We start from the raw sequence: 22,496 nt of genomic DNA, 5'->3' as shown, positions 1-22,496 counted from the left end.
TATCTTCCTTTAAGAAAGCATCATTTTATAGTAAATCACAATTAAAATCCCTTGTATGGCGGATTAACAAAAAAGGAATAAGGCGGGTTTGTCGGCATACCAAGCATATTGGAACATAACCTGAGACCTTTGCAAAATTCCCCCAAATCCCCTAAATTCCCACCAAGACATTTAGGGGATTTGGGGGAATTTTGCAAAGGTCTCCTTTGATATGTTTGTCGCGGAAAATCTGTAGCACACTGGTACCGAGTTCTTGAGTTTTTTTCTTGCATTGGTCGATTTGAGTATCGATTGGGAATACCCTCGTTGGGTTTGGCACAAATCGTGGCACAAATGACCGCAGCCAGTAGTATATGAACAGATAAAAAACGCCCTAAATCAAGGGCGTTTGTCTATACACATACTACTGGTTACGGGCTAGGTGGGTTCAATTCCCCCCGCCTCCACCATAGCTAATTTCCAGCAGTTTTTTAATATGTATAACGCCTTGAACTAAAATGGTTTCAAGGCTTTTTTGTTATACTGATGTACGTTTGGTTTAATTATTTAATAATTGAAATACCTCGTTTTTGAGTAGAGTTTGCTGAAAACGGTATCATGCAGTCAATAAAGGTGTGGATTGCGATTTTGACGGTATGGGTAAATAGTTTAAAGTTTGTGGTGATTCTGGAGAAGTTTCAGTTGGCGGGCTGGGAAATAAAAACCGTACTTTGTGCCGACTGACTTTACAACCTTGTATGATTAGATTTGCCATAAGTATGCAATATGGCCTGCCACCCATTAAAATATGTTTATAGTAAAGGAGATGGTATGAAAACGGTTATTGTCGATTACGGTATGGGTAATCTGCGTTCGGTTTTGAACTCTGTGCGTGAGGCAGAACGCCTTGCGGGAACGGGGACGGAGATTGTGTTGAGTGCCCGCCCGGAAGATGTGGCCGCCGCCGACAAAATCATTTTCCCCGGACAAGGCGCCATGCCCGACTGTATGGCCGCACTGCAACGCAGCGGATTGGGCGAAGCGGTTTCAGACGGCCTGAAAAACAAGCCGTTTTTCGGTATTTGCGTCGGGGCGCAACTTTTGTTCGAACACAGTGAAGAAGGGGATACTGCGGGATTGGGTTGGTTTGCAGGTGAGGTCAAACGTTTTTCCGCGAATGTGCGCGACCGCGATGGAGGCCGTCTGAAAGTACCGCATATGGGTTGGAATACCGTGCATCAAACCAAACCGCATCCGCTGTTCCGCGATATTCCGCAAGATAGCCGTTTTTATTTCGTCCATAGTTATTACTTTGCACCGCAAAGTTCCGAAATCGTACTTGCTACCAGCGACTATCCTGATTCGTTTGCCTGCATTGTCGGCCGCGATAATGTCTTCGCCACTCAATTCCATACGGAAAAAAGTCACGATGCCGGCTTATTGCTTCTGCGTAATTTTCTACACTGGAATGGATAATTTGTGTAAAATGAGGTTTACATGAAAACACATGCCGTCTGAAAGCCTATCTGGCATTTTTCAGACGGCCTTTCCTGCCAATCCGAAAGAACCGCCATGCTGCTTATCCCTGCAATCGATTTAAAAGACGGCAACTGCGTACGTCTGCGCCAAGGCCTGATGGAAGATGCCACCGTGTTCTCCGACCAACCGGCGGATATGGCCTCGCATTGGCAGCAGCAGGGCGCGAGGCGGCTGCATTTGGTTGATTTGAATGGTGCCTTTGCCGGCGAGCCAAAAAATTTCCCAGCCATCCGCGAGATACTGGCGGCGGTGGCGGCCGATATTCCTGTCCAACTGGGCGGAGGTATCCGTGATTTGGCGACTATCGAAAAATATCTGGCCTTAGGACTGACAGACGTTATTATCGGTACGGCGGCAGTTAAAAATCCGGCTTTAGTGCGCGAGGCCTGCCGGGAGTTTGCCGGACATATTATCGTCGGTATCGATGCCAAAGACGGAATGGCGGCTATTGACGGCTGGGCAACGGTAACTGAACACCGTGCGGCCGATTTGGGCAGACGCTTTGCCGACGACGGAGTAAACAGCATTATCTACACCGATATCGGCCGCGATGGCATGATGAGCGGGGTAAACATCGATGCAACGGTTAAGCTGGCCGAAGCAGTCGGTATTCCCGTTATTGCTTCCGGCGGTTTGACCGACTTGGACGACATACGCGCCCTGTGTGCCGCCGAGAAAGATGGTGTAACCGGTGCGATTACCGGTCGTGCGATTTACGAAGGCAGTATTGATTTTGCACAAGCGCAGCGATTGGCCGACGCTCTCAGCGAATAGATAACTGATTTTTTATATAAAATATTACGGGAAAGAAGGAATAAAAATAATGTTGGAAGCATTTGTTTTGGGATTTTGGATGATTTGGTCGGCCGACCGCGATATTTATGCCTTGTCGGAAAGCTTGGGTTTTATCGTGATTGCCGTGATTATCCGTGGCTTTATGGCGATGACCCTGCCGGCAATGAATGGTGTTTGGGTGGCAGAGGTTGCCGTGCAGTGGATTTATGTCGCCTTGGTACTGACTGCTGTTAACAGGCTTTCCAACAGCTTTGCCACTACCCTGTTTTTGGCTGCTGCAGGCGGTATGGGTTTTTATTGGTTGTCGCAACCGGAAAATATGAAATCGCTGCTTTCTCCTTTTATTTAGCAGAGACGGAACGGTTTGCCCGCATTGAATTTTGACTAATGTTTTGTGCGATGGAGTATCGGCTGTCTAAGATAAAGCATGGCGGAATCAGGATGCTTCGTGGTATAAAACCTCTAGGCGGCAAGCTCTTGGAGTAGGATAACGCCTTACTTGTTTTTCCTACGGCGCAAAACTTTCACACTGCCCTCTGAGAGGGCAGTTTGTTTATAGACAACAGGTAATCCGAATGGCTCTTTGCAAACGAATCATCCCTTGCTTGGATGTTAAAGACGGCCGCGTCGTCAAAGGCGTGAATTTTCTCGGACTTCGCGATGCGGGCAATCCCGTTGATGTTGCCAAACGTTACAATGACGAGGGAGCAGATGAACTGACTTTCCTCGATATTACCGCTTCTTCCGACAACCGCGATACGATTTTGCATGTTATCGAAGCAGTCGCATCCCAAGTTTTCATTCCATTAACCGTTGGCGGCGGCGTGCGCACTGTAGCCGATGTCCGCCGCCTGCTTAATGCCGGTGCGGATAAGGTCAGCATCAATACCGCCGCCGTTACCCATCCCGATTTGGTCAATGAAGCCGCCGGATTTTTCGGATCTCAGGCGATAGTCGTCGCTGTTGATGCTAAAGCCGTCAATCCCGAAAACACCCGCTGGGAAATTTTTACCCACGGCGGCCGTAACCCGACCGGTTTGGATGCGGTCGAATGGGCGCTTGAAATGCAGCGGCGCGGCGCGGGTGAAATCCTGCTCACCAGTATGGACAGGGATGGTACGAAGCAGGGCTTTAACCTGCCGCTGACCCGTGCCGTCAGCGAAGCGGTGGACATACCCGTTATCGCATCGGGCGGGGTGGGCTCTATACAGCATCTGATTGACGGCATTAAAGAAGGAAAAGCCGATGCCGTTTTGGCCGCCAGCATTTTCCATTTCGGCGAAATATCAATTGCAGAAGCAAAAGAGGCGATGAGTCGGGCCGGGATTGAAGTTAGGCCGTCTGAAAAATATATTTCAGACGGCCTGTAGCGGCTGCATTTGTTTTCGTGATGGTTAATTGAGATAGAAACGTAGGCTGCTTTCAGAACCTGATGTATCCGAGCGATACGGAGGCCGTCTGAAACATTTGCCGCTTCTTTTCAGCATTGCCGCACCGGAGTGGAATTGAAAACCGGGTGCGGACGATGTGGAACTGAAGCGGCTTTCCACATTTAGCGCAGCCGGCGGTATGAGCAGCGGCACCGCAGGCGGCACACAGCTTACGAAACCAAATACACGGTGATTGCGGATACGGGCACTTACAGTTGCGGAACGGGGCGGGGCTGTCCGTCCTTGTCGATGGCGACGTAAGTGAACAAGGCTTCGGTAACGAGGCGTTGTTCGTTTAGGCTGTCGAAGGAGGCAGAGTGAACCCAAACCTCAATGTGAATCTGTATCGAAGTGTTGCCGATTTTAATCAGTTCGCCGTAGCAGGCGACGACATCGCCAACGGAAACGGGACGGTGGAAGACGATTTTATCGGCCGCTACGGTGGCGGCACGGCCGCAGGCGGTTTCGTAGGCAAGGATGCCGCCGGCAATATCCATTTGCGACATCAGCCAGCCGCCGAAAATATCGCCGTTGGGATTGGTATCGGCAGGCATGGCCATCGTGCGCAGCAGCAGACGGCCTTGCGGTTCGGTGCGTTGTTCGGTGTTCATCGGTTTTCCTTTTTGTTTGGAATAGCAGCCGCTTGATGCGGCAGGGTTCAGTTTTCGGGCGGCAAGCGCAGGAAAAAGGTGTCGATTGAGTCGGAGCCGCAACAAGGCGGCGCAGTTGCAGGCCGTGCGGAAGAGAATTGCCCGACAGCTCGAAACGCCGTGATTTTTGCGCCGGATTAGGGCAGCGGCCGCTTGCATTCAACCATCATCCTCATGCCCGATATTTGGGCCGTCTGAAATAACGGCTGCAACAAATAAAAACTTTTCAGACAGCCTGACGCCATATTTTACTCCGCAAGTGGGCAGCGGCAAAACAGGGATTCTTGATTTTCTGCCTCCAAACTCGTTTTCAGACGGCCTGTTCCGTTACAATACCGCTTTCTCATCTTCTTCGGATTGCAGTCATGCCATCTTCCCATTTACCCAGAATCCTGATTACCGGCGGCAGCGGCCAAGTCGGCCACTGCCTGAAAGCACAACTCGAAGGCTGTGCCGAACTCTCCGTCCCTGATTCCTCTGCACTCAATATTGCCGACCGTCGCAGCGTGCGGCAGGCGGTGGAAACCTTCCGTCCCGACTACATCATCAATGCCGCCGCCTATACGGCGGTTGATAAAGCCGAGAACGATGCCGAACGGGCGTTTGCCGTCAATCGGGACGGTGCGCGCCATTTGGCCGAAGCCGCCGAAGCCGCCGGTGCGGTTATGCTGCATATTTCCACTGATTATGTGTTTGACGGTGCGGGCGGCGCGCCTTATGACGAAGCTGCACCAACCGCGCCGCAAAACATATACGGTGCAAGCAAGTTGGCGGGAGAGCAGGCGGTGTTGGCCGCCTGCCGCCGCGCCGTGGTGATGCGGACTTCGTGGGTATTCGGCGCGAACGGGCAGAACTTCGTCAAAACCATGCTGCGGCTGGGACGCGAACGCGACAGCTTGGGCATCGTGGCCGACCAATACGGTGCGCCGACCGCGGCCGCCGACATTGCCGCCGCACTGATTACCATCGTCCGCCGCCACACGCCCGAGCAGTTGGCGGAACGTGCGGGAATTTATCATTATTGCGGCAGCCCGTATGCAAGCTGGTTTGAATTTGCCGAAACCATTTTTGCCGAAGCGGCGGCGCAGGGCGTGTTGGCGAAAATCCCTGCCGTGAAGCCGATTGCCACGGCGGATTATCCGACTCCGGCCAAGCGTCCGGCCGATTCGCGTTTGGACTGCGGCAAAATCCGCGCCGTGTTCGGTATCGGGCCGTGCGACTGGCATTCCGCCTTAAGCGATTTGCAGCCTTATCTTTAAAACAACGGCAGGCCGTCTGAAAGTGGTTTTTCAGACGGCCTTGTGATATAAGTCCGCTTTCTCCAACCGACAGGAAACAAAATGAGTTCACAAGATTTGAGCGGCAAAATCGCATTGGTAACCGGCGCATCGCGCGGCATAGGCGCGGCGATTGCCGACACATTGGCACAAGCGGGCGCAACCGTCGTCGGCACGGCCACCAGCGACAGCGGCGCAGCCGCCATCGGCGAACGCCTGGCACAGTGGAACGGGCAGGGCAAGGCATTAAATGCCGCCGAAGCTGACGGCATTGAAAACCTGATTGCCGATATTGAAAAAGAATTCGGCAAACTCGATATTTTAGTGAATAACGCCGGCATCACCCGCGACAACCTGCTGATGCGGATGAAAGAAGAAGAGTGGGACGAAATCATGCAGGTAAACCTAAAATCCGTCTTCCGTGCCAGCAAGGCCGTATTGCGCGGCATGATGAAACAGCGTTCCGGCCGCATTATCAACATCACGTCCGTGGTGGGTGCGATGGGCAACGCGGGGCAGGCCAACTACGCCGCCGCGAAAGCCGGCCTGATGGGTTTTGCCAAATCCATGGCGCGCGAAGTGGGCAGCAGGGGCATCACGGTAAACTGCGTCGCCCCGGGCTTTATCGACACCGACATGACCCGCGCCCTGCCGGAAGAAGTCCGCAAAACCTTTGAAGCGCAAACCGCACTCGGCCGTTTCGGCGACGCACAAGACATTGCCGACGCAGTATTGTTCCTGGCTTCCGACCAAGCCAAATACATCACCGGCCAAACGCTGCACGTCAACGGCGGCATGCTGATGCCTTAACTTTTTAAAATCAAAATGAACAGGCCGTCTGAAAAGCACTTTCAGACGGCCTTTATTGCCATATATTTCCTGAGAAAGGCTGCTTTCAATACAAAACTTTACTCTAACTTATTAAATTTGAAATAAATAATCATAGATATCATGAAGCGGTCTGTTATACTGCCTTCACTTTCCACCCATCGAGAAGAAGGAGATGTTATGAGCAAATCTGATTACGAAGCCCGCAAAGCCGCCATGTTGGAAGACATCCGTGCCGTAATGGACGATGTTGAAGCCTTGTACAATAAAGGCGTCGAAGAAGGCAGCGAAGAGATAGAAGATTTGAAAACCCGCCTAGGTGACAAACTGGAAGCGGCGAAAGAAAAATTGAGCGCGTTTGAAAGCGATACTGCCGCAAGCCTGCGCCGGCATTCCGCCCGTGCGAAAAAGAAATTCCGCGAATTCGAGGATGAGGCTAGCGAGCAAATCAAACGCCGTGCCAAACAGGCCGATGAAGCAGTGCATGAAAAACCTTATTACGCCATGGGTTTCGCCGCACTGGCCGGATTGGTGGTCGGCGTATTGCTGAACCGTCGTTAATAACGGCTTGAATCAGGCCGTCTGAAAACGCCCGCATTATTCGGCAGCGGCTTTTCAGACGGCCTCTCTGCATCAAGGAGGAAAAATGGGCATCAAACAAGAAATCGAACATACGAAAACACTGTTGAACCAAGGGGTTGACTTGCTTCTGTTGCGGCTTCAAGTCATCAATCTCGATTTGGCCGAGCAGGCGGAAAACGCCTTCCGTACCCTGTTGGCACTGCTTTTTTCCGCCGTTTTACTCTTCGTCGCCCTGTTTGCCGCCCTGTTCGGCCTCAACCGGCTGCTCGACGATGCCACTGCCGTGAAAGTATTTTTCATCGCCGCTGCCGTCTGCATCGTTGCCGTCATGCTGCTGCTTTGGCGGATATGGGCGGCCTGGCGCAGGCACAACGGCTTGTTTGCCGACAGCCTAAACGGCCTGCGGGACGACATTGCCTGCCTGCGCGGCGAACTGTCCGAAAGCGAGGCCGGTCATGAATAAGGAAAGAAAACAGGCGCGGGAACTGCTGGAATTAGAAATCAAACTGGCACGGCTGAAAGTCACTGCCGCACAAATCCGGCAGGAAAAAACGCGGCAGCAACGGAAAAAACAGCGGGTGGATTTCGTGCAACTGGCGGAAATCGCTGCTGCCGCCGCTTCCGAAGGCTGGGCGCAGAAAGCCGCCTTTTCTGCCGCGCGCGGCAAATCCCGTTGGGCTTTGATTGCCGCCTGGCTGGCTTGGCATTTTATGCGGCGTAAAGGATGAAAACGGCAGTAAAAAGCCATTTTGGGAACAGCTTAAAATTGTAGACAATTAGAATAATCTGCCTGATTGTAGACAATCAAAATTAATGTAGTGAAATGTAGCGAAAACTATTGGAATAATATTTTAAATCAGGCAAAATGCCGCCGTTGCCGCACGGCGGCATTTTCAATGTAAACGAACTCTGGAGAAAAAAAGAATGACCACCCGTATCGAGCACGACTTATTGGGCGAACGCGAAATTCCAAATGATGCCTATTGGGGCATACACACACTGCGCGCGGCAGAAAACTTCAAAATTTCCAAGCAAAAGATTTCCGATATTCCCGAATTCGTGCGCGGCATGGTGATGGTGAAAAAAGCCACCGCCCGCGCCAATGCGGAATTGGGCGTGCTTTCCGCCGAAGTTGCCGCCGCGATTGATGCCGCCTGCGACGAAGTGTTGGTGAAAGGCCGCTGCCTCGACCAATTCCCGTCGGACGTATTCCAAGGCGGAGCGGGTACATCGGTGAATATGAACACCAACGAAGTCGTGGCCAATCTGGCTTTGGAACACTTGGGCAAAGCCAAAGGCAGCTACGACATCATCGACCCTATGGATCATGTAAACGCCAGCCAATCTACCAACGACGCTTACCCGACCGGCTTCCGTTTGGCCGTTTACAACAGCACGGTGGCCATGATGGCGCAAATGAACCGCCTGAAACAGGCCTTCGAAACCAAAGCCGAAGAATTTAAAGACGTGTTGAAAATGGGGCGTACCCAGCTTCAAGATGCCGTGCCCATGTCGTTGGGGCAGGAATTCAAAGCCTTTGCCGTCCTGCTGGAAGAAGAAAACGTCAATCTGCAACGCAATATCGATTTGCTGCTGGAAATCAACTTGGGCGCAACCGCCATCGGAACGGGCGTGAACACTCCCGAAGGTTATGCCCCGCTGGCCGTGAAAAAACTTTCCGAAATCAGCGGTCTGCCCTGCACGCTGTCGTCCAACCTGATTGAAGCCACCTCCGACTGCGGCGACTACGTCAGTGTCCATGCCGCGTTGAAACGCCTGGCCGTAAAACTTTCCAAAATCTGTAACGACTTGCGCCTGATGTCATCCGGCCCGCGTGCGGGCATCAAGGAAATCAACCTGCCCGAAATGCAGGCCGGTTCGTCCATCATGCCAGCCAAAGTCAATCCCGTGATTCCGGAAGTCGTGAATCAGGTGTGTTTCAAAGTCATCGGCAACGACACTGCCGTAACCTTTGCCGCCGAAGCCGGACAGTTGCAACTCAATGTGATGGAGCCCGTGATTGCGCAGGCGGTTTTTGAAAGTATCTCACTGCTGGGCAATGCCTGCGTGAATCTGGCTGACAAATGCGTGGACGGCATTACCGCCAACCGCGAAACCTGTGCCGCCTATGTGCTGAACTCCATCGGCATCGTTACCTACCTGAATCCGTTTATCGGCCATCACAACGGCGACAAGGTCGGCAAAATCTGCGCCCAAACCGGTAAAAACGTGCGCGAAGTGGTGTTGGAACTCGGTTTGCTGAGTGCGGAACAGCTTGACGATATTTTGTCGCCTGCCAATCTGATTAACCCGCAATATAAAGCGAAGAAAGTCGGTTAAGCCTTCGGGCATCGATAAAGGCCGTCTGAAAACCCGGAAACGGGTTTCAGACGGCCTCTGTTTGTTGCAAAGCCGGTTGTTTATACCGAGAACGAAGAACCGCAGCCGCAGGTGGTTTCCGCGTTCGGGTTGCGGATGACGAATTGCGAGCCGTGCAGGCTTTCGGTGTAGTCGATTTCCGCGCCGACAAGGTATTGGTAACTCATGGGGTCAACCAGGAAGGTCAGGCCGTTTTTCAGGATTTCGAAATCGTCGTCGTTTTTGATTTCGTCGAAAGTGAAGCCGTATTGGAAGCCCGAACAGCCGCCGCCGTTCACGAAAACGCGCAGTTTCAGGTCGGGGTTGTTTTCTTCGGCAATCAGGTCGGCCACTTTGGTGCAGCAGCTGTCGGTGAAGATGATGGGTGATTCGTCTGACATGGTTCTTTCCTTGTGTGTCATGGTTTGTGCGGTATTTTCGCGCAATGCTTGAGGATAAGCAAGGTGGGGTGCAAGGTGTTGATTTCAAGCCGTGCGGCGTATGGTGTTAGTCGTGTTGCGAAATAGGTACAAGCTGTTCGCCCCAATGCAGTTTCTGCCGCAGCGTTTTATAGTAGCGGTAGGTGCCCGGGTGCAGTATCCGCAGGCTGTGGCGGTAGCGGCGGATACGCAGCATGTCGCCGCTTTGAATGTCGATGTAGGACTGCCCGTCGAAGTGGGCGCGCGCGTCGCCGGCTTTAGTAATCAGGATGTCAATTTCGCAGGTGTCGGGGACGGCGATGGGGCGGTTGGTCATGGATTGCGGGCAGATGGGGACGAGCGTGAAGGCGCGCAGGCTGGCTTGCAGTATCGGGCCGCCTGCTGCCAAAGCGTAAGCCGTCGAACCGGTGGGCGTGGAGACAATCAGGCCGTCCGAACGCTGGGTGTAAACGAATTCTTTGTTGATAAAGGTTTCGAATTCAATCATTTGGCCCGCGCCGCCGCGCGAGATGACCACGTCGTTTAGTGCCAGCGAGTTTTTCACATGGGTGCCGTTGCGGATGAGGTCGGTTTCGAGCAGTATCCTTTCTTCCGCCTGGTGTTTGCCGGTCAGGATACCTGCGATTTCTTTCAGCATTTCTTCGCGGGGGACTTGGGTCAGGAAACCGAGGTGGCCTTGATTCACACCCACGAGGGGGATGCGGTAGGGGGCGACTTTGCGGGCGGCGGAAAGGAAGGTGCCGTCGCCGCCCAAAACGATGACCAAGCCGCATTCGCGGCCGATGTTGTCTTTGTCGGTTAGGCGGCAGCGGGGGAGGTCGTCGGGATGGACTACGCCGCCTTCCACACTTTCGCGGTCGATGAATACGTCGATTTTTTCCGCCAGCAGGAAGTCTATCAGTTCGTGCAGGCTGACTTCTATCCGGGGTGTTTGCGGGCGGGTAACGATGCCGATGCGTTTGAATTCGGTAATCATGGCGGATGGGCGTACGGTAAGGGTAACGGAACGGATTATGGCATGATTGCAGGCCGTCTGAAAGCGGCTGGCGCGGTGTTTTCAGACGGCCTTTTTTGTGTTTTTAAGGCCACAGCCATGCCCAGACGCGGCGGCCTTCGCTTTGCAGCATCAGCAATGTCCGGCAGGCAGCGGCGGTGTTCATGTATTCGATGCCTATGCCTTGCGCGGCCAGCGCGGCGTTGAGTTTCGGATGGAGGAACTGTTGTGTTTTCCCCGTGCCGATTAAGATGAGTTCGGGATGAGGATATTTTGAGAGGCCGTCTGAAAACGAATCGGCAGTCAAATCCTGCGGGCGTGCGGCGTTTGCGGGCAGGCAGCGGCCTTCGATCAGGCAGACGGCTTCGGTGTAGGTTTCGCCGTTGATTTTCAGACGGCCGTCCAAACCGCCTTCGATATTCCATCCGTCTTGCGGCAGGTGTTCCTGAAACTGCATATTTTTCTTTCTGAATAAGGGTTTTTCGGGTAGGATTGCGCGTTTTTGACGGCAAGTTTAGCCATTCAGGGAACGCTTAACAAGGAGTGATGATGAAACCGGTCAATATCGGCATTTTGGGTTTGGGTACCGTGGGCAGGGGCACGGCGGAAGTGTTGCGCGCAAACGCGGCGGAAATCAGCCGCCGGCTGGGACGCGCGGTGAACGTGTTTATGGTGTCCACGCGCGACGAAGCCAAAGCCCGCGCCGCCTGTCCGCCCGAAACCCTGATTACCGCCGACCCGTTCGAAGTCGTGCGCCACCCGGAAGTGGACATCGTAGCCGAAGTGTTCGGCGGCACGGAAGCGGCCAAAGAGCTGGTGTTGGAAGCCATACGCCACGGCAAACACGTCGTTACCGCCAATAAAAAACTGCTGGCCGAATACGGCAGCGAAGTTTTCGCGCTGGCGGAAGAAAAAAACGTGATGGTGCAGTTTGAAGCGGCGGTGGCGGGCGGCATCCCGATTATCAAAGCCCTGCGCGAAGGCTTGTCGGCCAACCGCATCCGCAGCATCGCCGGCATCATCAACGGCACCAGCAATTTCATCTTGAGCGAAATGCGCGAAAAAGGCAGCGCGTTTGCCGACGTATTGAAAGAAGCGCAGGCTTTGGGCTATGCCGAAGCCGACCCGACCTTCGATATCGAAGGCCACGACGCGGGGCATAAAATCACCATCATGAGCGCGCTGGCGTTCGGTACGCCGGTCAATTTCCAAGCCTGCTATCTCGAAGGCATCAGCGGGCTCGACAGCCGCGACATCAAATACGCCGAAGAACTCGGCTACCGCATCAAACTTTTGGGCATCACGCGTAAAACCGACAAAGGCATCGAATTGCGCGTTCATCCCACCCTGTTGCCCGAAAGCCGCCTGTTGGCCAATGTGAACGGCGTGATGAACGCCGTGCGCGTGAATGCCGACATGGTGGGCGAAACCCTGTATTACGGCGCGGGTGCGGGCGCGCTGCCGACCGCTTCCGCCGTGGTGGCCGACATCATCGACATCGCCCGCCTGCTCGGTGCGGATACGGGCAACCGCGTGCCGCATCTGGCCTTCCAGCCTTCGCAGGTTCAGGCGCAAACCATCCTGCCGATGGATGAAATCATCAGCAGCTATTACTTGCGCGTACAGGCGCAGGACAAGCCGGGCGTACTCGGCCGCATCGCCAACCTGCTGGCGGATCAAAACGTTTCGATAGAGGCATTGATTCAAAAAGGCGTGGTGAACGGCGACACCGCCGAAATCGTCATTTTGACCCACAGCACGGTCGAGAAACACGTCAAGGCCGCCATCGCCGGCATCGAAGGCATGGATACGGTAAACGGCAAAGTAACCATGATACGCATGGAGAGTTTAAATGACTGAACAGGCGCAAAGGCCGTCTGAAAACCCTTCAGACGAAGAGCAACGCCGCGAACAAACGCTCAAGTCCAAACGCAAAATCCGCACCATACGCATTTGGCTGTGGGTGATTGCCTCGTTGTTCGCCGCCACCTTCTTCCTGTCGCAATGCGCCATGAGCAAACCGCGCGCCAAGGCCGCATTTGTCGAATCGTGCATCCAAAACGTGCCGTTCTCGCCCAAATGGCAGGGCGATTTGCAAACGCTGGGTTTGAAGGACGACAGCGGCAAGCTGGTGCAAAACTACTGCGTCTGCATGTGGGCGGAGCCGTTGGACAAACTCAGCCAAGAACAGCTCGACGGCTTTGCCAAACTCGACAGTCAAAAACAGCTTGAACTCCTGGGCGGTGCCGAAGCCTTCAATGCCCGCGACAAGCAGTGCCTCGCCGGTTTGAAGGCCGCGCAGTAAGGCCTCCGGCCCGATTGCCTCCGTCTAAAAGGCCGTCTGAAAAATACCGCCGCGTATTTTCAGACGGCCTTTTAACATCCCCAAGCGCATGTTATAGTGGATTGGCTTTAAATCGGAATGAGGTGGGTAACGCCGCATCGGTTTGAAGTTTCCCGCCGTACGCGGCGCACATAAAAATCCCAACGACACCAAAGGAAGAAATCATGCAAACAATATCCCCGCTCCCCCGTCCCGAAATCGATGCCGACGGCCTGCTCGAATATTCCGTGGTTTATACCGACCGCTCGCTGAACCACATGTCGCAAAAATTTCAGACGGCCTTGCGTTACATCTCCGCCACTTTGAAAAAAGTTTACCGCGCACAGCATACCGCCGTCGTTCCCGGCACCGGGACGGCCGGCATGGAGGCGGTCGCACGCCAGTTCGCACGCGGCAAAAAATGCCTGATTGTGCGCAACGGCTTTTTCAGCTACCGCTGGTCGCAAATCCTCGAACAGGGCGGCATCGCATCGGAAACCAAAGTGCTGGCCGCACGGCAGGAAGACCGCTTCCAAGCCCCGTTTTCGCCGGCGCCGATAGAAGAAGTATGTGCCGAAATTGCCGCCTTCCGTCCCGACATCGTGTTCGCCCCGCATGTTGAAACTGCCTCCGGCATCATGCTGCCCGACGGTTACATCGCCAAGCTGGCCGAAGCCGTCCACGCCGTCGGCGGCCTGTTGGTGGTGGACTGCATCGCATCAGGCTGCATCTGGCTCGATATGGAAAAACTCGGCATCGACATCCTGCTTTCCGCACCGCAGAAAGGCTGGAGCGGAACGCCCTGCGGCGGCTTGGTCATGCTGAACGGAACGGCTTATCGAAAAGCGTAGGAAACCCAGTCCGACAGTTTTGCCCTCGACCTGAAAAAATGGCTGCAAATCATGGAGGCATTTGAAAACGGCGGCCATGCCTACCATGCCACGATGCCGACCGACGGCCTGCTGCGCCTGCACGACATGATGCGCGAAGCCGAAGGCATTGGTTTTGACAAATTGGCCGAAGCACAGCGCGAGTTGGGCGGCAAAATACGCGGTCTGCTGGCCGAACGGGGTTTCCCGAGTGTGGCGGCGGCAGGATTTGAAGCACCCGGCGTCGTGGTCGCCTATACCGATAATCCCGAAATCCAAAGCGGCCGCGCCTTTATCGCGCATGGGATGCAGGTTGCTTCCGGCGTGCCGCTGCAATGCGGCGAGCGTGCCGATTTCCAAACCTTCCGTTTGGGCCTGTTCGGTTTGGACAAGCTGCAAAACATCGAACGGACGGTGCAAAGTTTTGCCGAAGCATTGTCAAAAATAGAACGGTGATGGAAAGATCATCGCGATGCAGGGCGGCGCGGTATTCCGCCCTGTGCGGGAAACCGTCCAACGGGACATAACGGCGTTACAGTTTTCGGCCGGTTCCGCCAATAGGGAGGCCGTCTGAAAAAGCAAGCTGCAATCAGCGGCTTGCTTTTTCAGACGGCCTTTTGGTGTGATAAACGGTCGGGAAAACGGTTTCAGACGGCCGCAATCACATCTGCCGTTCGCGCCACATCAGGTAATCGCGCAGCGGGGGAACCGGCGGGTTCAGACAGTGCGGGCAGATGCCTGTTACGTCTTCGTCTTCAAATTCTTCGATGTGCAGGGCGTTGGGGTCGAAACGCGCCTGCTGCATCACGGTCTGTGCCAGTGCCTGCTGCTGCACCACGTCGAATTCGAAGCGTTGCAGGATTTCTTCCAGCAGCTCGTTTTCCGGCCCGCTGAACGGTTGGCGGTGTGTTTCTATCATGCGGGCGTAGTCGCCGTTGCTGATTTTTTGTTCGATAAGTGTACGCATAACCGGACTTTTGAAAAAAGCCTGCATCATATCGCGAAACGGCATGGCGGGCTATGGGGCTTTACAGTTGCGGCAGTTTGGCGGCCAGGCGGCGGCTGTTTTCAATCAGGCCGAGGTCTTCCTGATGCAGGGGCAGCGCGCAATCCATCATCAGGAGGTTGTTTGGGCGGCGGGTGTGCAGGCTCATGCGGATTTTTGCCGGAATGAAGGGCAGGTTGCGGGCGGCGGCAAAGTCGGCTGCGCGGCGGTTGGCGGTTTCGAGCATGAAGCGCAGGCTGATGTCGAGGTGGAAGACGCGCGCCTGCAAAACCAAAATCCGGGCGGCAAACCAGTCGGCCTCATCGGTGAACACGCTCGGGCTGGGACGGCTGAAATCGTGGCGCGAGGCGGCAATCATCAGGGCGGTGGTGCGGATTTGCGGCAGCATCGCCTCGGCGGCCAACGCGCCGAAATTTTCCGGCAGGCTGTCGTCGATTAAGTCGGGACGGTGACCGTTGCCGTCTACAACGAGGCAGCATCGGTTAAGTGTTTCGATATCGGCGTTGTGTTGCAAAGATTGTGCGTTTTGCATGGCAGGCTCCTGAATCTGTTCGGTTCCGCTGTTGCCGGTAAGCGGTGGTTTCGGCGGCCTGTATCGGGTAAGGGAAAAACAATAAAGCCGCCTGTTCGGTTTGGACGGGCGGCTTTTTCGCTGTTGCTCTATTTTACGCAGACGCAAAAAGATACCGCACCTTGGTGCGATACCAATAAAAATAAGCAACAGAGCGAATTTGCATGATGTTTCTCGTTAAAACGTTTAAAGAATGGGGCGGACTTTAAAACAGTTTGTTAGCCGTTGTCAATATCCTTTGTGTTAAAAAACCGAAATAATAGAAGATGTAGACGACAAGCAATATCAGCGGCAGAAAGAGGAGGGCGGTTTGCCGCCTGTATGCGAATTCGCCTTTCAAATGGTGGGTAACCAGGGCGAACAGGACGTATTTGAACAGGAAAGCGCATTCGCAGGCCAATATGATGCCGTTGATCAGGAAGCTGGAGCTGCCGGGCACGGCCGGGAAAAAGTGGAAGTAGACGGCGGTCAGGAGCGGCAGAAGGCAGACCAGCAGCCAGCGGAAGGGAAGGGGAGATTTGGCAGTATCGGACATTTCGGATTTCGATAATCGGGGATGCGGTGTGTTTGGGGTAAGCCGTTTTTTTCAGACGGCCTCATCGGAGTTTGGAGGCCGTCTGAAAGGTTTCGGGTGGATTTAACGGCCGTAAATTTGTGCCGCGGCCGCGCTGACGCCTTGCGACAGCGATTCCAGCATGGCTTCGTAACCGTCGCCGTGCTGCGGGGTTTCCGCGCGGAATCGGCGGCTGCCGGAATCGGAACGGATGTAGCCTTCAACCAGCGTGCTGCCCAAGTAGCTGCCTTGGAAGGCTTCGAGGTAGATGGTTGCCGATTGTGCGGCTTTGCTTTGATGGGCGGGAACGAAGTAACGGCCGGTATCCATACGGTTGAATTCGTTGGCAAACCGCGCGGCGGCGGCCTGATCCAGCGGTTGCGCCCACAGGTGGTTGCGGGCGTAGTCGAGCCGGAAAGCGTCCGAGCGGTATGCCAGCCCGCCCCTGTTCAGCGGTTCGGCCGGAACGACGCGCAGGGCGGTTTCGGTTTTGCCGCGCGTGTGTTCGGGCATTTGGAAGGTGCTGTCGGGCAGGGTGAAATAGTGGGTTTGCGGTGTGGCGCAGGCGGCAAGCAGGAAGGCGGCCGCCAGCGGCAGAAGCAGTTTTTTCATCCGGATTTCCTTAATTTGTGTGCAATGCTGCGTGAAACGCTGGATTTGAAAAAGAAGGGCGGATTATAGCCGATTTGGCCGTTGCGGGCGGAATCGGGCCGTCTGAAGGTGTTTTTTCGGTTTGTCGGGGGCGTTTGCGACTGCTTTTTCAAGCAGGTTTTTGCGGTATTGAGAGTGAAAAGACGGGGGAGCCGGTGGCTGTCGACAAATGTTAAGGCATCAGACGGCAGCGTACATTCCATTGGCTGCTTTTTAGGGTATGCCCATCGGTAATGATGGGTGAAAACCGGTGTTTCAGACGGCCTTTAGATGGTTGCCGCTCAGGATTTGATCAGTTTGCGCAGTGAGGAATGATTGTGTTTGATGTCGGCAATCAATTGGTCGTATTGGTGCATCCGCATGAGTGAGCGGGCGATCAGGTAAACAGCAAATACAATCAGGCCGATGTTGATCAGGCTGACTACGGCCAGTAGCAGCCAGACTTCGGCCGGGCTGTACCATTTTGATGTGGCGATCAGTGCGCTGAAAATCGACAACGGCAGTGCCAGTACGGCGATTCCGGTCCGCATGACGGCAAGCGCGGTGCGTTTTTCGGCCAGCAGCAGTTGGACTTGGTTGATGCTGAGGATGTCGTCTTGTTGTTCGGAAACATCCATTTTATCCCCCGTTCTGTTTTCAGACGGCCTCACAGCAGGCCTCGTTCTACGAGCGATACCGCCTGCCTCGCCGTAACGATGAAATGGTCGAGCAGCCGCACGTCCACCAGTTCCAGGGCTTGTTTCAGACGGCCTGTCCATTCGACGTCGGAAGGCGAAGGTTCGGCCGCTCCGCCGGGGTGGTTGTGCGCCACAATCAGCGAGTCGGCGTAATGGTCGAGTGCCAGTTTCACCACTTCGCGCACATAAACGGTGTTTTCCGCCACTGTGCCGCGCGACAGTTCCACGCAGTTTATCAGGCGGTTTTGGCGGTTGAGCAGCAATACCAGCGAAACTTCTACCCGTTCGTGCCCCAGGTGTAGGCGCAGGAAGTCGGCGGCCGCCTTGGGGCTGTCGAACAGTGCGCCTTCCTGCAACTCTTCAGCCAGCACCCGCCGTCCGATTTCGCGCACCACGGCAAATTGGGTGAAACTGGCCTGCCCCATGCCTTTATGCCGCACCAGTTCGCGCTCCGGCGCGTTCATCAGCCGTCCCAGGCTGCCGAATTCGTTTAAAAGGTAACGCGCCAAATCAACCGCGCTCATGCCTTTGATGCCGGTGCGCAGCAGAATCGCCAGCAATTCGGCATCGCTCAAGGCCGCCGCGCCCAAGGCCGACAGTTTTTCGCGCGGCCGTTCGCCTTCCGGCCAGTGTTTGATGCTCATGCGTTTCCTTTTTGGTGTTTGGCGGTTTCAGACGGCCTTTTTTGTTTTAAGCCGTCAGCGATTCGAATACCGCGAAATAATCGGGGAAGGTTTTGCGGACGCATTGGGGATCGTTGATGGTAACGGGCACGCCCAGCAGTGAAACCAGTGAGAAGCACATCGCCATGCGGTGGTCGTCGTAGGTGTCGATAACGGCGTTCGGCGTGAGTCGTGCCGGCGGGGTGATGTGTATGGCTTCGGCTTCCTCCCGCACGGTTGCGCCGACTTTCCTTAATTCAGCGGCCATGGCGGCAATGCGGTCGGTTTCTTTGACGCGCCACGAGCCGATGTTGCGCAGGGTGCAGGGCGCACCCGCCGCCAGGGCGACGACGGCTAGTGTCATGGCGGCGTCTGGGATGTGGTTTGCGTCCAAATCGAAAGGCAGGACGGTTTGCCCTTCTGCGCGGGAAACTTCGATGAAGTCGTCGCCCCATGTTACCGCCGCGCCGATTTTTTCCAGTTCGCGGGCAAAGGCGGCATCGCCCTGTATGGCGTTTTTTCCTAAGCCGGTAACGCGTATCGGTACGGCGGAAAGCAGTCCGGCGGCAAGGAAGTAGGATGCGCTGGACGCGTCGCCTTCGACATGGACCGTTTCGGGGGCGATGTAGCGGGCGGCGGGCAGCCGGAAACGCCGATAGCCGTCGTTTTCCACATTGACGCCGAATCGGCGCATCAGGTTGAGCGTGATGTCGATATAGGGTTTGGAAATCAGTTCGCCCTCCACCTGTATTTCAAATGCTTCGCCGGTCAGCGGCAAGGCCATCAGCAGCGCGGTCAGAAACTGGCTGGAAACGTTGCCTTTGACGGGTACGCTGCGGATGCCGTTGTCCTGCCGTTTGCCGATGTGTAGCGGCGGGTAGTTTTCGTTGCCGGTGTAGCGGATGTCTGCGCCGATGACGCGCAGGGCGTCGACCAAATCGCCGATGGGGCGTTCATGCATTCGTGCCACGCCGTGCAGACGGTAATCGCCGCCCAATACGGCCAGCGCGGCGGCCAGCGGGCGGAAGGCGGTGCCGGCGTTGCCGAGGAATAAATCGGCTTCGCGTTGCGGGAAACGGCCGCCGCAGCCGTGTATCCGAATCAGGCCGTCTGAAAGCGGTTCGATGCCCACGCCCAAGGCAGTCAGGGCATCAAGCATACGGTCGGTGTCGTCCGATTGGAGCAGCGAGCGTATCGTGCAGCCGTTGTCGGACAAGGCGGCCAGCAGCAGGGTGCGGTTGCTGATGCTTTTCGAGCCGGGCAGGGCGATGGAGGAAGGTTTCAGACGGCGTGGTTCTAGGCGGATGGAGTCGGTCATGATTTTTATACTGGAAGATAGGGGAAAGAGTTGTTATAGTCGCTTGGCTCAACATTATACAAGGCGGGGCGTGGCAGTGGAATCCCGCATCAGGTAACGAGAAATCGACAATAAACCAAGGATATGCAAACAATGACGGCAAAAATAATCGCAATAGACGGGCCTAGCGCGTCGGGAAAAGGAACGGTGGCATCACGGGTGGCGGCGGCTTTGGGCTGGGACTATCTCGATTCCGGCGCGCTCTACCGCCTGACCGCGCTGTATGCGCGGCAAAAACAGACGGAATGGACGGATGAAGAAGGCGTGGCACGGCTGGCGGCGGAGCTGCCGGTCGAATTTGTCGGACAGACAGTATTGCTGGATGGTGCGGACGTTTCCCAAGAAATACGCAGCGAAGCTGTCGGCATGGGTGCGTCCGCCGTGGCGCAGCTGCCTGCCGTGCGTGCGGCCTTGCTGCAACGCCAGCGCGATTTTCAGACGGCCAAAGGATTGGTGGCCGACGGGCGGGACATGGGTTCTGTCGTCTTTCCCGATGCGGTTTTGAAGGTGTTTCTGACCGCCTCTGCGGAAATCAGGGCGCAGCGGCGTACTAAACAGCTTGGCCTGCCTTGCAGCGGCGTCGCTTTTGATAGGATTTTGGCCGATATCGAAGCCCGCGACGCAGCCGACAGCCGCCGCACGGTCGCGCCGCTGCGCCGCCTTCCCGATGCCGAATTGCTGGATACCTCGGAAATGGGTATCGACGAAGCGGTAAAAAAAGTAATTGATTGGTATGAAAAAAAACAAAGCTGATATATAATGCGCGCTTTCGTGTTTCACACGGCCTGACGGTATACCCGAAGGCCGTCTGAAAATATGTTTGCACCACCTGTCCGGCTGGGGAGGGCAGGTGTTTTTCAACCTCAAACCCCGCGTGCCCCGGCAGCGCAAGAAAGATTTAGCAAATATGGAAAATTTTGCCCAGTTGTTGGAAGAATACTCAGCAGTACAGGAAATGAACCAAGGCGAGGTTATCACCGCCGAAGTGGTGGCGATTACCGACAAACACGTCATCGTCAATGCAGGTTTGAAATCCGAATCCCTGATCGATATCAACGAATTTAAAAACCTGCAAGGCGAAGTAGAAGTTAAAGTAGGCGATTTCGTTACCGTAACCATCGAATCCGTTGAAAACGGTTTCGGCGAAACCAAACTGTCGCGCGAAAAAGCCAAACGCGCCGCCGACTGGATCGCCTTGGAAGAAGCCATGGAAAACGGCGACATCCTGTCCGGCCTGATCAACGGCAAAGTAAAAGGCGGCTTGACCGTCATGATCAACAGCATCCGTGCTTTCCTGCCCGGTTCGCTGCTGGACGTTCGTCCGATCAAAGACACCTCCCACTTTGAAGGCAAAGAAATCGAATTCAAAGTCATCAAACTGGACAAAAAACGCAACAATGTCGTTGTTTCCCGCCGTGCCGTTTTGGAAGCGACTCTGGGCGAAGAACGCAAAGCCCTGCTGGAAAACCTGCAAGAAGGTACTGTAGTCAAAGGTATCGTGAAAAACATTACCGACTACGGCGCATTTGTCGACTTGGGCGGCATTGACGGCCTGCTGCACATCACCGATTTGGCATGGCGCCGTGTGAAACACCCGAGCGAAGTGCTGGAAGTGGGTCAAGAAGTTGAAGCCAAAGTTTTGAAATTCGACCAAGACAAACAACGCGTTTCTTTGGGCATCAAACAACTGGGCGAAGATCCGTGGAGCGGTTTGGCCCGCCGTTACCCGCAAGGCACCCGTCTGTTCGGCAAAGTATCCAACCTGACCGACTACGGTGCGTTTGTTGAAATCGAACAAGGTATCGAAGGTTTGGTACACGTTTCCGAAATGGACTGGACAAACAAAAACGTACATCCGAGCAAAGTGGTTCAATTGGGTGACGAAGTAGAAGTCATGATTCTGGAAATCGACGAAGACCGCCGCCGTATTTCTTTGGGCATGAAACAATGTCAAGCCAATCCGTGGGAAGATTTTGACGCCAACTACAACAAAGGCGACAAAATCAAAGGTGCGGTTAAATCGATTACCGACTTCGGCGTATTTGTCGGCCTGCCAGGCAATATCGACGGTTTGGTTCACCTGTCTGACCTGTCTTGGACCGAAACGGGCGAAGAAGCCGTCCGCAAATACAAAAAAGGAGAGGAAGTCGAAACCGTCGTTTTGGCCATCGATGTGGAGAAAGAGCGCATCTCCTTGGGTATCAAACAATTGGAAGGCGATCCGTTCGGTAACTACATCAGCGTGAACGACAAAGGTTCTTTGGTTAAAGGTACTGTAAAATCCGTTGAAGCCAAAGGTGCGGTTATTGTACTGGGCGACGAAGTTGAAGGTTACCTGCCTGCTTCCGAATTTGCCGCAGACCGCGTTGAAGACCTGACCACCAAATTGAACGAAGGCGATGCCGTTGAAGCCGTTATCGTAACGGTAGACCGCAAAAACCGCAGCATCAAACTGTCAGTTAAAGCGAAAGACGCCAAAGAAAGTCGTGATGCACTGAATTCGGTTAATGCCGCATCAACAGCCAGTGCCGGTACGACCAGCCTGGGTGATTTGTTGAAAGCCAAATTGTCTGGCGATCAAGAATAATTGCGGAACAAAATTATGACCAAATCAGAGTTGATGGTTCGTTTGGCTGAGGTTTTTGCTCAGAAAAACGGTACGCACCTGCTGGCCAAAGATGTCGAATACAGCGTGAAAATACTGGTTGATACCATGACCAGATCGCTGGCTCGAGGCCAGAGGATAGAAATCCGAGGATTTGGCAGTTTCGACTTAAACCATCGTCCCGCCCGGCAAGGGCGCAATCCGAAAACGGGTGATAAAGTGAGTGTACCTGAGAAATACGTGCCTCACTTCAAACCCGGCAAGGAATTGCGCGAACGAGTCGATCGGGCAATGGCTGCCGAAGCCGAGTGATTGTTGTGAAAGAGTGCCGCCAAGTGCGGCACTCTTTA

Annotated in this window: 28 protein-coding genes; 17 read left to right on the top strand and 11 right to left on the bottom strand. The window is 54.7% G+C overall.

Annotation, left to right across the window (positions count from 1 at the left end):
- Positions 1–810 precede the first annotated feature (810 nt).
- The 4 genes from hisH to hisF all read left to right on the top strand — a co-directional run bounded on the left by hisH (position 811) and on the right by hisF (position 3,683).
- Entirely contained in the window at positions 811–1,455 is a 645-nt protein-coding gene (gene hisH / locus BM261_RS09155; RefSeq protein ID WP_049249309.1) for an imidazole glycerol phosphate synthase subunit HisH, read from the top strand.
- A 96-nt stretch (positions 1,456–1,551) separates the two neighbouring features.
- Positions 1,552–2,292 (top strand): 1-(5-phosphoribosyl)-5-[(5-phosphoribosylamino)methylideneamino]imidazole-4-carboxamide isomerase, encoded by a 741-nt coding sequence (gene hisA / locus BM261_RS09150; RefSeq protein ID WP_049249310.1) that lies wholly within the window; start codon positions 1,552–1,554, stop codon positions 2,290–2,292.
- A 49-nt stretch (positions 2,293–2,341) separates the two neighbouring features.
- Positions 2,342–2,662 carry a hypothetical protein gene (locus tag BM261_RS09145; protein WP_049249311.1) on the top strand — a complete coding sequence of 107 codons (321 nt, stop codon included), beginning with the start codon at positions 2,342–2,344 and terminating at the stop codon, positions 2,660–2,662.
- A gap of 226 nt (positions 2,663–2,888) precedes the next feature.
- Positions 2,889–3,683, top strand: a complete 795-nt coding sequence (hisF, locus tag BM261_RS09140) for an imidazole glycerol phosphate synthase subunit HisF (RefSeq protein WP_049249312.1) — start codon at positions 2,889–2,891, stop codon at positions 3,681–3,683.
- Positions 3,684–3,952: 269 nt separating this feature from the next.
- Here the strand turns inward: hisF and yciA are convergent, their stop codons facing one another.
- Positions 3,953–4,354, bottom strand: coding sequence for an acyl-CoA thioester hydrolase YciA (gene yciA, locus BM261_RS09135; protein ID WP_074897623.1), 402 nt, complete (start codon positions 4,352–4,354; stop codon positions 3,953–3,955).
- 404 nt (positions 4,355–4,758) lie between these two features.
- On the opposite strand from yciA, the gene rfbD reads away from it, so the two are divergent.
- The 6 genes from rfbD (at position 4,759) to aspA (ending at position 9,420) form a co-directional block, all read left to right on the top strand.
- A complete protein-coding gene (gene rfbD, locus BM261_RS09130; protein WP_074897588.1) occupies positions 4,759–5,652 on the top strand; it encodes a dTDP-4-dehydrorhamnose reductase in 894 nt (297 codons plus the stop codon).
- Between the two features lie 81 nt (positions 5,653–5,733).
- Entirely contained in the window at positions 5,734–6,480 is a 747-nt protein-coding gene (fabG, locus tag BM261_RS09125) for a 3-oxoacyl-ACP reductase FabG (RefSeq protein ID WP_074897586.1), read from the top strand.
- A 198-nt stretch (positions 6,481–6,678) separates the two neighbouring features.
- The gene (locus BM261_RS09120; protein ID WP_074897585.1) at positions 6,679–7,059 is read left to right on the top strand and encodes a DUF883 family protein; all 381 of its coding nucleotides are present in this window, start codon (positions 6,679–6,681) and stop codon (positions 7,057–7,059) included.
- An 85-nt stretch (positions 7,060–7,144) separates the two neighbouring features.
- Entirely contained in the window at positions 7,145–7,543 is a 399-nt protein-coding gene (locus tag BM261_RS09115; protein ID WP_074897583.1) for a phage holin family protein, read from the top strand.
- Positions 7,536–7,808, top strand: a complete 273-nt coding sequence (locus BM261_RS09110; RefSeq protein ID WP_049253806.1) for a hypothetical protein — start codon at positions 7,536–7,538, stop codon at positions 7,806–7,808. Before BM261_RS09115 ends, BM261_RS09110 begins: the two co-directional genes overlap by 8 nt.
- Before the next feature lie 196 nt (positions 7,809–8,004).
- Positions 8,005–9,420: an aspartate ammonia-lyase gene (gene aspA, locus BM261_RS09105; RefSeq protein WP_074897581.1), complete on the top strand. Its 1,416-nt coding sequence runs from the start codon at positions 8,005–8,007 to the stop codon at positions 9,418–9,420.
- A gap of 80 nt (positions 9,421–9,500) precedes the next feature.
- Here the strand turns inward: aspA and erpA are convergent, their stop codons facing one another.
- The 3 genes from erpA to BM261_RS09090 form a co-directional block, all read right to left on the bottom strand.
- Entirely contained in the window at positions 9,501–9,839 is a 339-nt protein-coding gene (erpA, locus tag BM261_RS09100; protein ID WP_040666364.1) for an iron-sulfur cluster insertion protein ErpA, read from the bottom strand.
- A 106-nt stretch (positions 9,840–9,945) separates the two neighbouring features.
- On the bottom strand, positions 9,946–10,854 hold the full coding sequence (locus tag BM261_RS09095) for an NAD(+)/NADH kinase (protein ID WP_074897578.1): 909 nt from the start codon (positions 10,852–10,854) through the stop codon (positions 9,946–9,948).
- 103 nt (positions 10,855–10,957) lie between these two features.
- A complete protein-coding gene (locus BM261_RS09090; protein WP_074897576.1) occupies positions 10,958–11,329 on the bottom strand; it encodes an Mth938-like domain-containing protein in 372 nt (123 codons plus the stop codon).
- Positions 11,330–11,421: 92 nt separating this feature from the next.
- Here BM261_RS09090 and BM261_RS09085 point away from each other — a divergent pair, with 92 nt between their 5' ends.
- From BM261_RS09085 to BM261_RS12915, 4 genes are all read left to right on the top strand, one after another.
- A complete protein-coding gene (locus BM261_RS09085; RefSeq protein WP_074897574.1) occupies positions 11,422–12,732 on the top strand; it encodes a homoserine dehydrogenase in 1,311 nt (436 codons plus the stop codon).
- Positions 12,725–13,177: a hypothetical protein gene (locus BM261_RS09080; RefSeq protein WP_074897571.1), complete on the top strand. Its 453-nt coding sequence runs from the start codon at positions 12,725–12,727 to the stop codon at positions 13,175–13,177. The genes BM261_RS09085 and BM261_RS09080 overlap by 8 nt, the downstream gene beginning before the upstream one ends.
- Before the next feature lie 203 nt (positions 13,178–13,380).
- Positions 13,381–14,046, top strand: a complete 666-nt coding sequence (locus BM261_RS12920; protein ID WP_240317876.1) for an aminotransferase class V-fold PLP-dependent enzyme — start codon at positions 13,381–13,383, stop codon at positions 14,044–14,046.
- 51 nt (positions 14,047–14,097) lie between these two features.
- Positions 14,098–14,520 (top strand): PLP-dependent aminotransferase family protein, encoded by a 423-nt coding sequence (locus BM261_RS12915; protein WP_240317877.1) that lies wholly within the window; start codon positions 14,098–14,100, stop codon positions 14,518–14,520.
- 205 nt (positions 14,521–14,725) lie between these two features.
- On the opposite strand, the gene BM261_RS09070 is transcribed toward BM261_RS12915, so the two are convergent.
- From BM261_RS09070 to aroA, 7 genes are all read right to left on the bottom strand, one after another.
- Complete coding sequence (locus BM261_RS09070; protein WP_074897621.1) at positions 14,726–15,031, bottom strand: hypothetical protein; 306 nt, start codon at positions 15,029–15,031, stop codon at positions 14,726–14,728.
- A 61-nt stretch (positions 15,032–15,092) separates the two neighbouring features.
- Positions 15,093–15,602: a hypothetical protein gene (locus tag BM261_RS09065; RefSeq protein WP_074897570.1), complete on the bottom strand. Its 510-nt coding sequence runs from the start codon at positions 15,600–15,602 to the stop codon at positions 15,093–15,095.
- Positions 15,603–15,846: 244 nt separating this feature from the next.
- Positions 15,847–16,176 carry a hypothetical protein gene (locus tag BM261_RS09060; RefSeq protein WP_074897568.1) on the bottom strand — a complete coding sequence of 110 codons (330 nt, stop codon included), beginning with the start codon at positions 16,174–16,176 and terminating at the stop codon, positions 15,847–15,849.
- A 102-nt stretch (positions 16,177–16,278) separates the two neighbouring features.
- Entirely contained in the window at positions 16,279–16,806 is a 528-nt protein-coding gene (locus BM261_RS09055; RefSeq protein WP_049253830.1) for a PqiC family protein, read from the bottom strand.
- Positions 16,807–17,126: 320 nt separating this feature from the next.
- Positions 17,127–17,462, bottom strand: a complete 336-nt coding sequence (locus BM261_RS09045) for a hypothetical protein (RefSeq protein WP_074897564.1) — start codon at positions 17,460–17,462, stop codon at positions 17,127–17,129.
- Positions 17,463–17,491: 29 nt separating this feature from the next.
- Positions 17,492–18,166 (bottom strand): RadC family protein, encoded by a 675-nt coding sequence (gene radC / locus BM261_RS09040; RefSeq protein WP_074897561.1) that lies wholly within the window; start codon positions 18,164–18,166, stop codon positions 17,492–17,494.
- A gap of 46 nt (positions 18,167–18,212) precedes the next feature.
- Positions 18,213–19,502, bottom strand: coding sequence for a 3-phosphoshikimate 1-carboxyvinyltransferase (gene aroA / locus BM261_RS09035; RefSeq protein WP_074897559.1), 1,290 nt, complete (start codon positions 19,500–19,502; stop codon positions 18,213–18,215).
- Positions 19,503–19,634: 132 nt separating this feature from the next.
- On the opposite strand from aroA, the gene cmk reads away from it, so the two are divergent.
- From cmk to BM261_RS09020, 3 genes are all read left to right on the top strand, one after another.
- On the top strand, positions 19,635–20,294 hold the full coding sequence (gene cmk, locus BM261_RS09030) for a (d)CMP kinase (protein WP_370446630.1): 660 nt from the start codon (positions 19,635–19,637) through the stop codon (positions 20,292–20,294).
- Between the two features lie 121 nt (positions 20,295–20,415).
- On the top strand, positions 20,416–22,128 hold the full coding sequence (rpsA, locus tag BM261_RS09025) for a 30S ribosomal protein S1 (protein ID WP_256205710.1): 1,713 nt from the start codon (positions 20,416–20,418) through the stop codon (positions 22,126–22,128).
- A 15-nt stretch (positions 22,129–22,143) separates the two neighbouring features.
- Positions 22,144–22,458 carry an integration host factor subunit beta gene (locus BM261_RS09020; protein WP_003774573.1) on the top strand — a complete coding sequence of 105 codons (315 nt, stop codon included), beginning with the start codon at positions 22,144–22,146 and terminating at the stop codon, positions 22,456–22,458.
- The last annotated feature ends 38 nt before the right edge of the window (positions 22,459–22,496 follow it).

Origin of the sequence: Neisseria elongata subsp. elongata, from assembly GCF_900113545.1 — a bacterium.
GTDB classification, from domain to species: domain Bacteria; phylum Pseudomonadota; class Gammaproteobacteria; order Burkholderiales; family Neisseriaceae; genus Neisseria; species Neisseria elongata.
This window is presented reverse-complemented; position numbering and strand designations above follow the sequence as displayed.

Excerpts from the sequence above, each read along its gene's own strand:
- hisH (WP_049249309.1), top strand. The coding sequence starts at position 811 with ATGAAAACGGTTATTGTCGATTACGGTATGGGTAATCTGCGTTCGGTT.
- hisA (WP_049249310.1), top strand. The coding sequence starts at position 1,552 with ATGCTGCTTATCCCTGCAATCGATTTAAAAGACGGCAACTGCGTACGT.
- BM261_RS09145 (WP_049249311.1), top strand. The coding sequence starts at position 2,342 with ATGTTGGAAGCATTTGTTTTGGGATTTTGGATGATTTGGTCGGCCGAC.
- hisF (WP_049249312.1), top strand. The coding sequence starts at position 2,889 with ATGGCTCTTTGCAAACGAATCATCCCTTGCTTGGATGTTAAAGACGGC.
- yciA (WP_074897623.1), bottom strand. The coding sequence starts at position 4,354 with ATGAACACCGAACAACGCACCGAACCGCAAGGCCGTCTGCTGCTGCGC.
- rfbD (WP_074897588.1), top strand. The coding sequence starts at position 4,759 with ATGCCATCTTCCCATTTACCCAGAATCCTGATTACCGGCGGCAGCGGC.
- fabG (WP_074897586.1), top strand. The coding sequence starts at position 5,734 with ATGAGTTCACAAGATTTGAGCGGCAAAATCGCATTGGTAACCGGCGCA.
- BM261_RS09120 (WP_074897585.1), top strand. The coding sequence starts at position 6,679 with ATGAGCAAATCTGATTACGAAGCCCGCAAAGCCGCCATGTTGGAAGAC.
- BM261_RS09115 (WP_074897583.1), top strand. The coding sequence starts at position 7,145 with ATGGGCATCAAACAAGAAATCGAACATACGAAAACACTGTTGAACCAA.
- BM261_RS09110 (WP_049253806.1), top strand. The coding sequence starts at position 7,536 with ATGAATAAGGAAAGAAAACAGGCGCGGGAACTGCTGGAATTAGAAATC.
- aspA (WP_074897581.1), top strand. The coding sequence starts at position 8,005 with ATGACCACCCGTATCGAGCACGACTTATTGGGCGAACGCGAAATTCCA.
- erpA (WP_040666364.1), bottom strand. The coding sequence starts at position 9,839 with ATGTCAGACGAATCACCCATCATCTTCACCGACAGCTGCTGCACCAAA.
- BM261_RS09095 (WP_074897578.1), bottom strand. The coding sequence starts at position 10,854 with ATGATTACCGAATTCAAACGCATCGGCATCGTTACCCGCCCGCAAACA.
- BM261_RS09090 (WP_074897576.1), bottom strand. The coding sequence starts at position 11,329 with ATGCAGTTTCAGGAACACCTGCCGCAAGACGGATGGAATATCGAAGGC.
- BM261_RS09085 (WP_074897574.1), top strand. The coding sequence starts at position 11,422 with ATGAAACCGGTCAATATCGGCATTTTGGGTTTGGGTACCGTGGGCAGG.
- BM261_RS09080 (WP_074897571.1), top strand. The coding sequence starts at position 12,725 with ATGACTGAACAGGCGCAAAGGCCGTCTGAAAACCCTTCAGACGAAGAG.
- BM261_RS12920 (WP_240317876.1), top strand. The coding sequence starts at position 13,381 with ATGCAAACAATATCCCCGCTCCCCCGTCCCGAAATCGATGCCGACGGC.
- BM261_RS12915 (WP_240317877.1), top strand. The coding sequence starts at position 14,098 with ATGGAGGCATTTGAAAACGGCGGCCATGCCTACCATGCCACGATGCCG.
- BM261_RS09070 (WP_074897621.1), bottom strand. The coding sequence starts at position 15,031 with ATGCGTACACTTATCGAACAAAAAATCAGCAACGGCGACTACGCCCGC.
- BM261_RS09065 (WP_074897570.1), bottom strand. The coding sequence starts at position 15,602 with ATGCAAAACGCACAATCTTTGCAACACAACGCCGATATCGAAACACTT.
- BM261_RS09060 (WP_074897568.1), bottom strand. The coding sequence starts at position 16,176 with ATGTCCGATACTGCCAAATCTCCCCTTCCCTTCCGCTGGCTGCTGGTC.
- BM261_RS09055 (WP_049253830.1), bottom strand. The coding sequence starts at position 16,806 with ATGAAAAAACTGCTTCTGCCGCTGGCGGCCGCCTTCCTGCTTGCCGCC.
- BM261_RS09045 (WP_074897564.1), bottom strand. The coding sequence starts at position 17,462 with ATGGATGTTTCCGAACAACAAGACGACATCCTCAGCATCAACCAAGTC.
- radC (WP_074897561.1), bottom strand. The coding sequence starts at position 18,166 with ATGAGCATCAAACACTGGCCGGAAGGCGAACGGCCGCGCGAAAAACTG.
- aroA (WP_074897559.1), bottom strand. The coding sequence starts at position 19,502 with ATGACCGACTCCATCCGCCTAGAACCACGCCGTCTGAAACCTTCCTCC.
- cmk (WP_370446630.1), top strand. The coding sequence starts at position 19,635 with ATGACGGCAAAAATAATCGCAATAGACGGGCCTAGCGCGTCGGGAAAA.
- BM261_RS09020 (WP_003774573.1), top strand. The coding sequence starts at position 22,144 with ATGACCAAATCAGAGTTGATGGTTCGTTTGGCTGAGGTTTTTGCTCAG.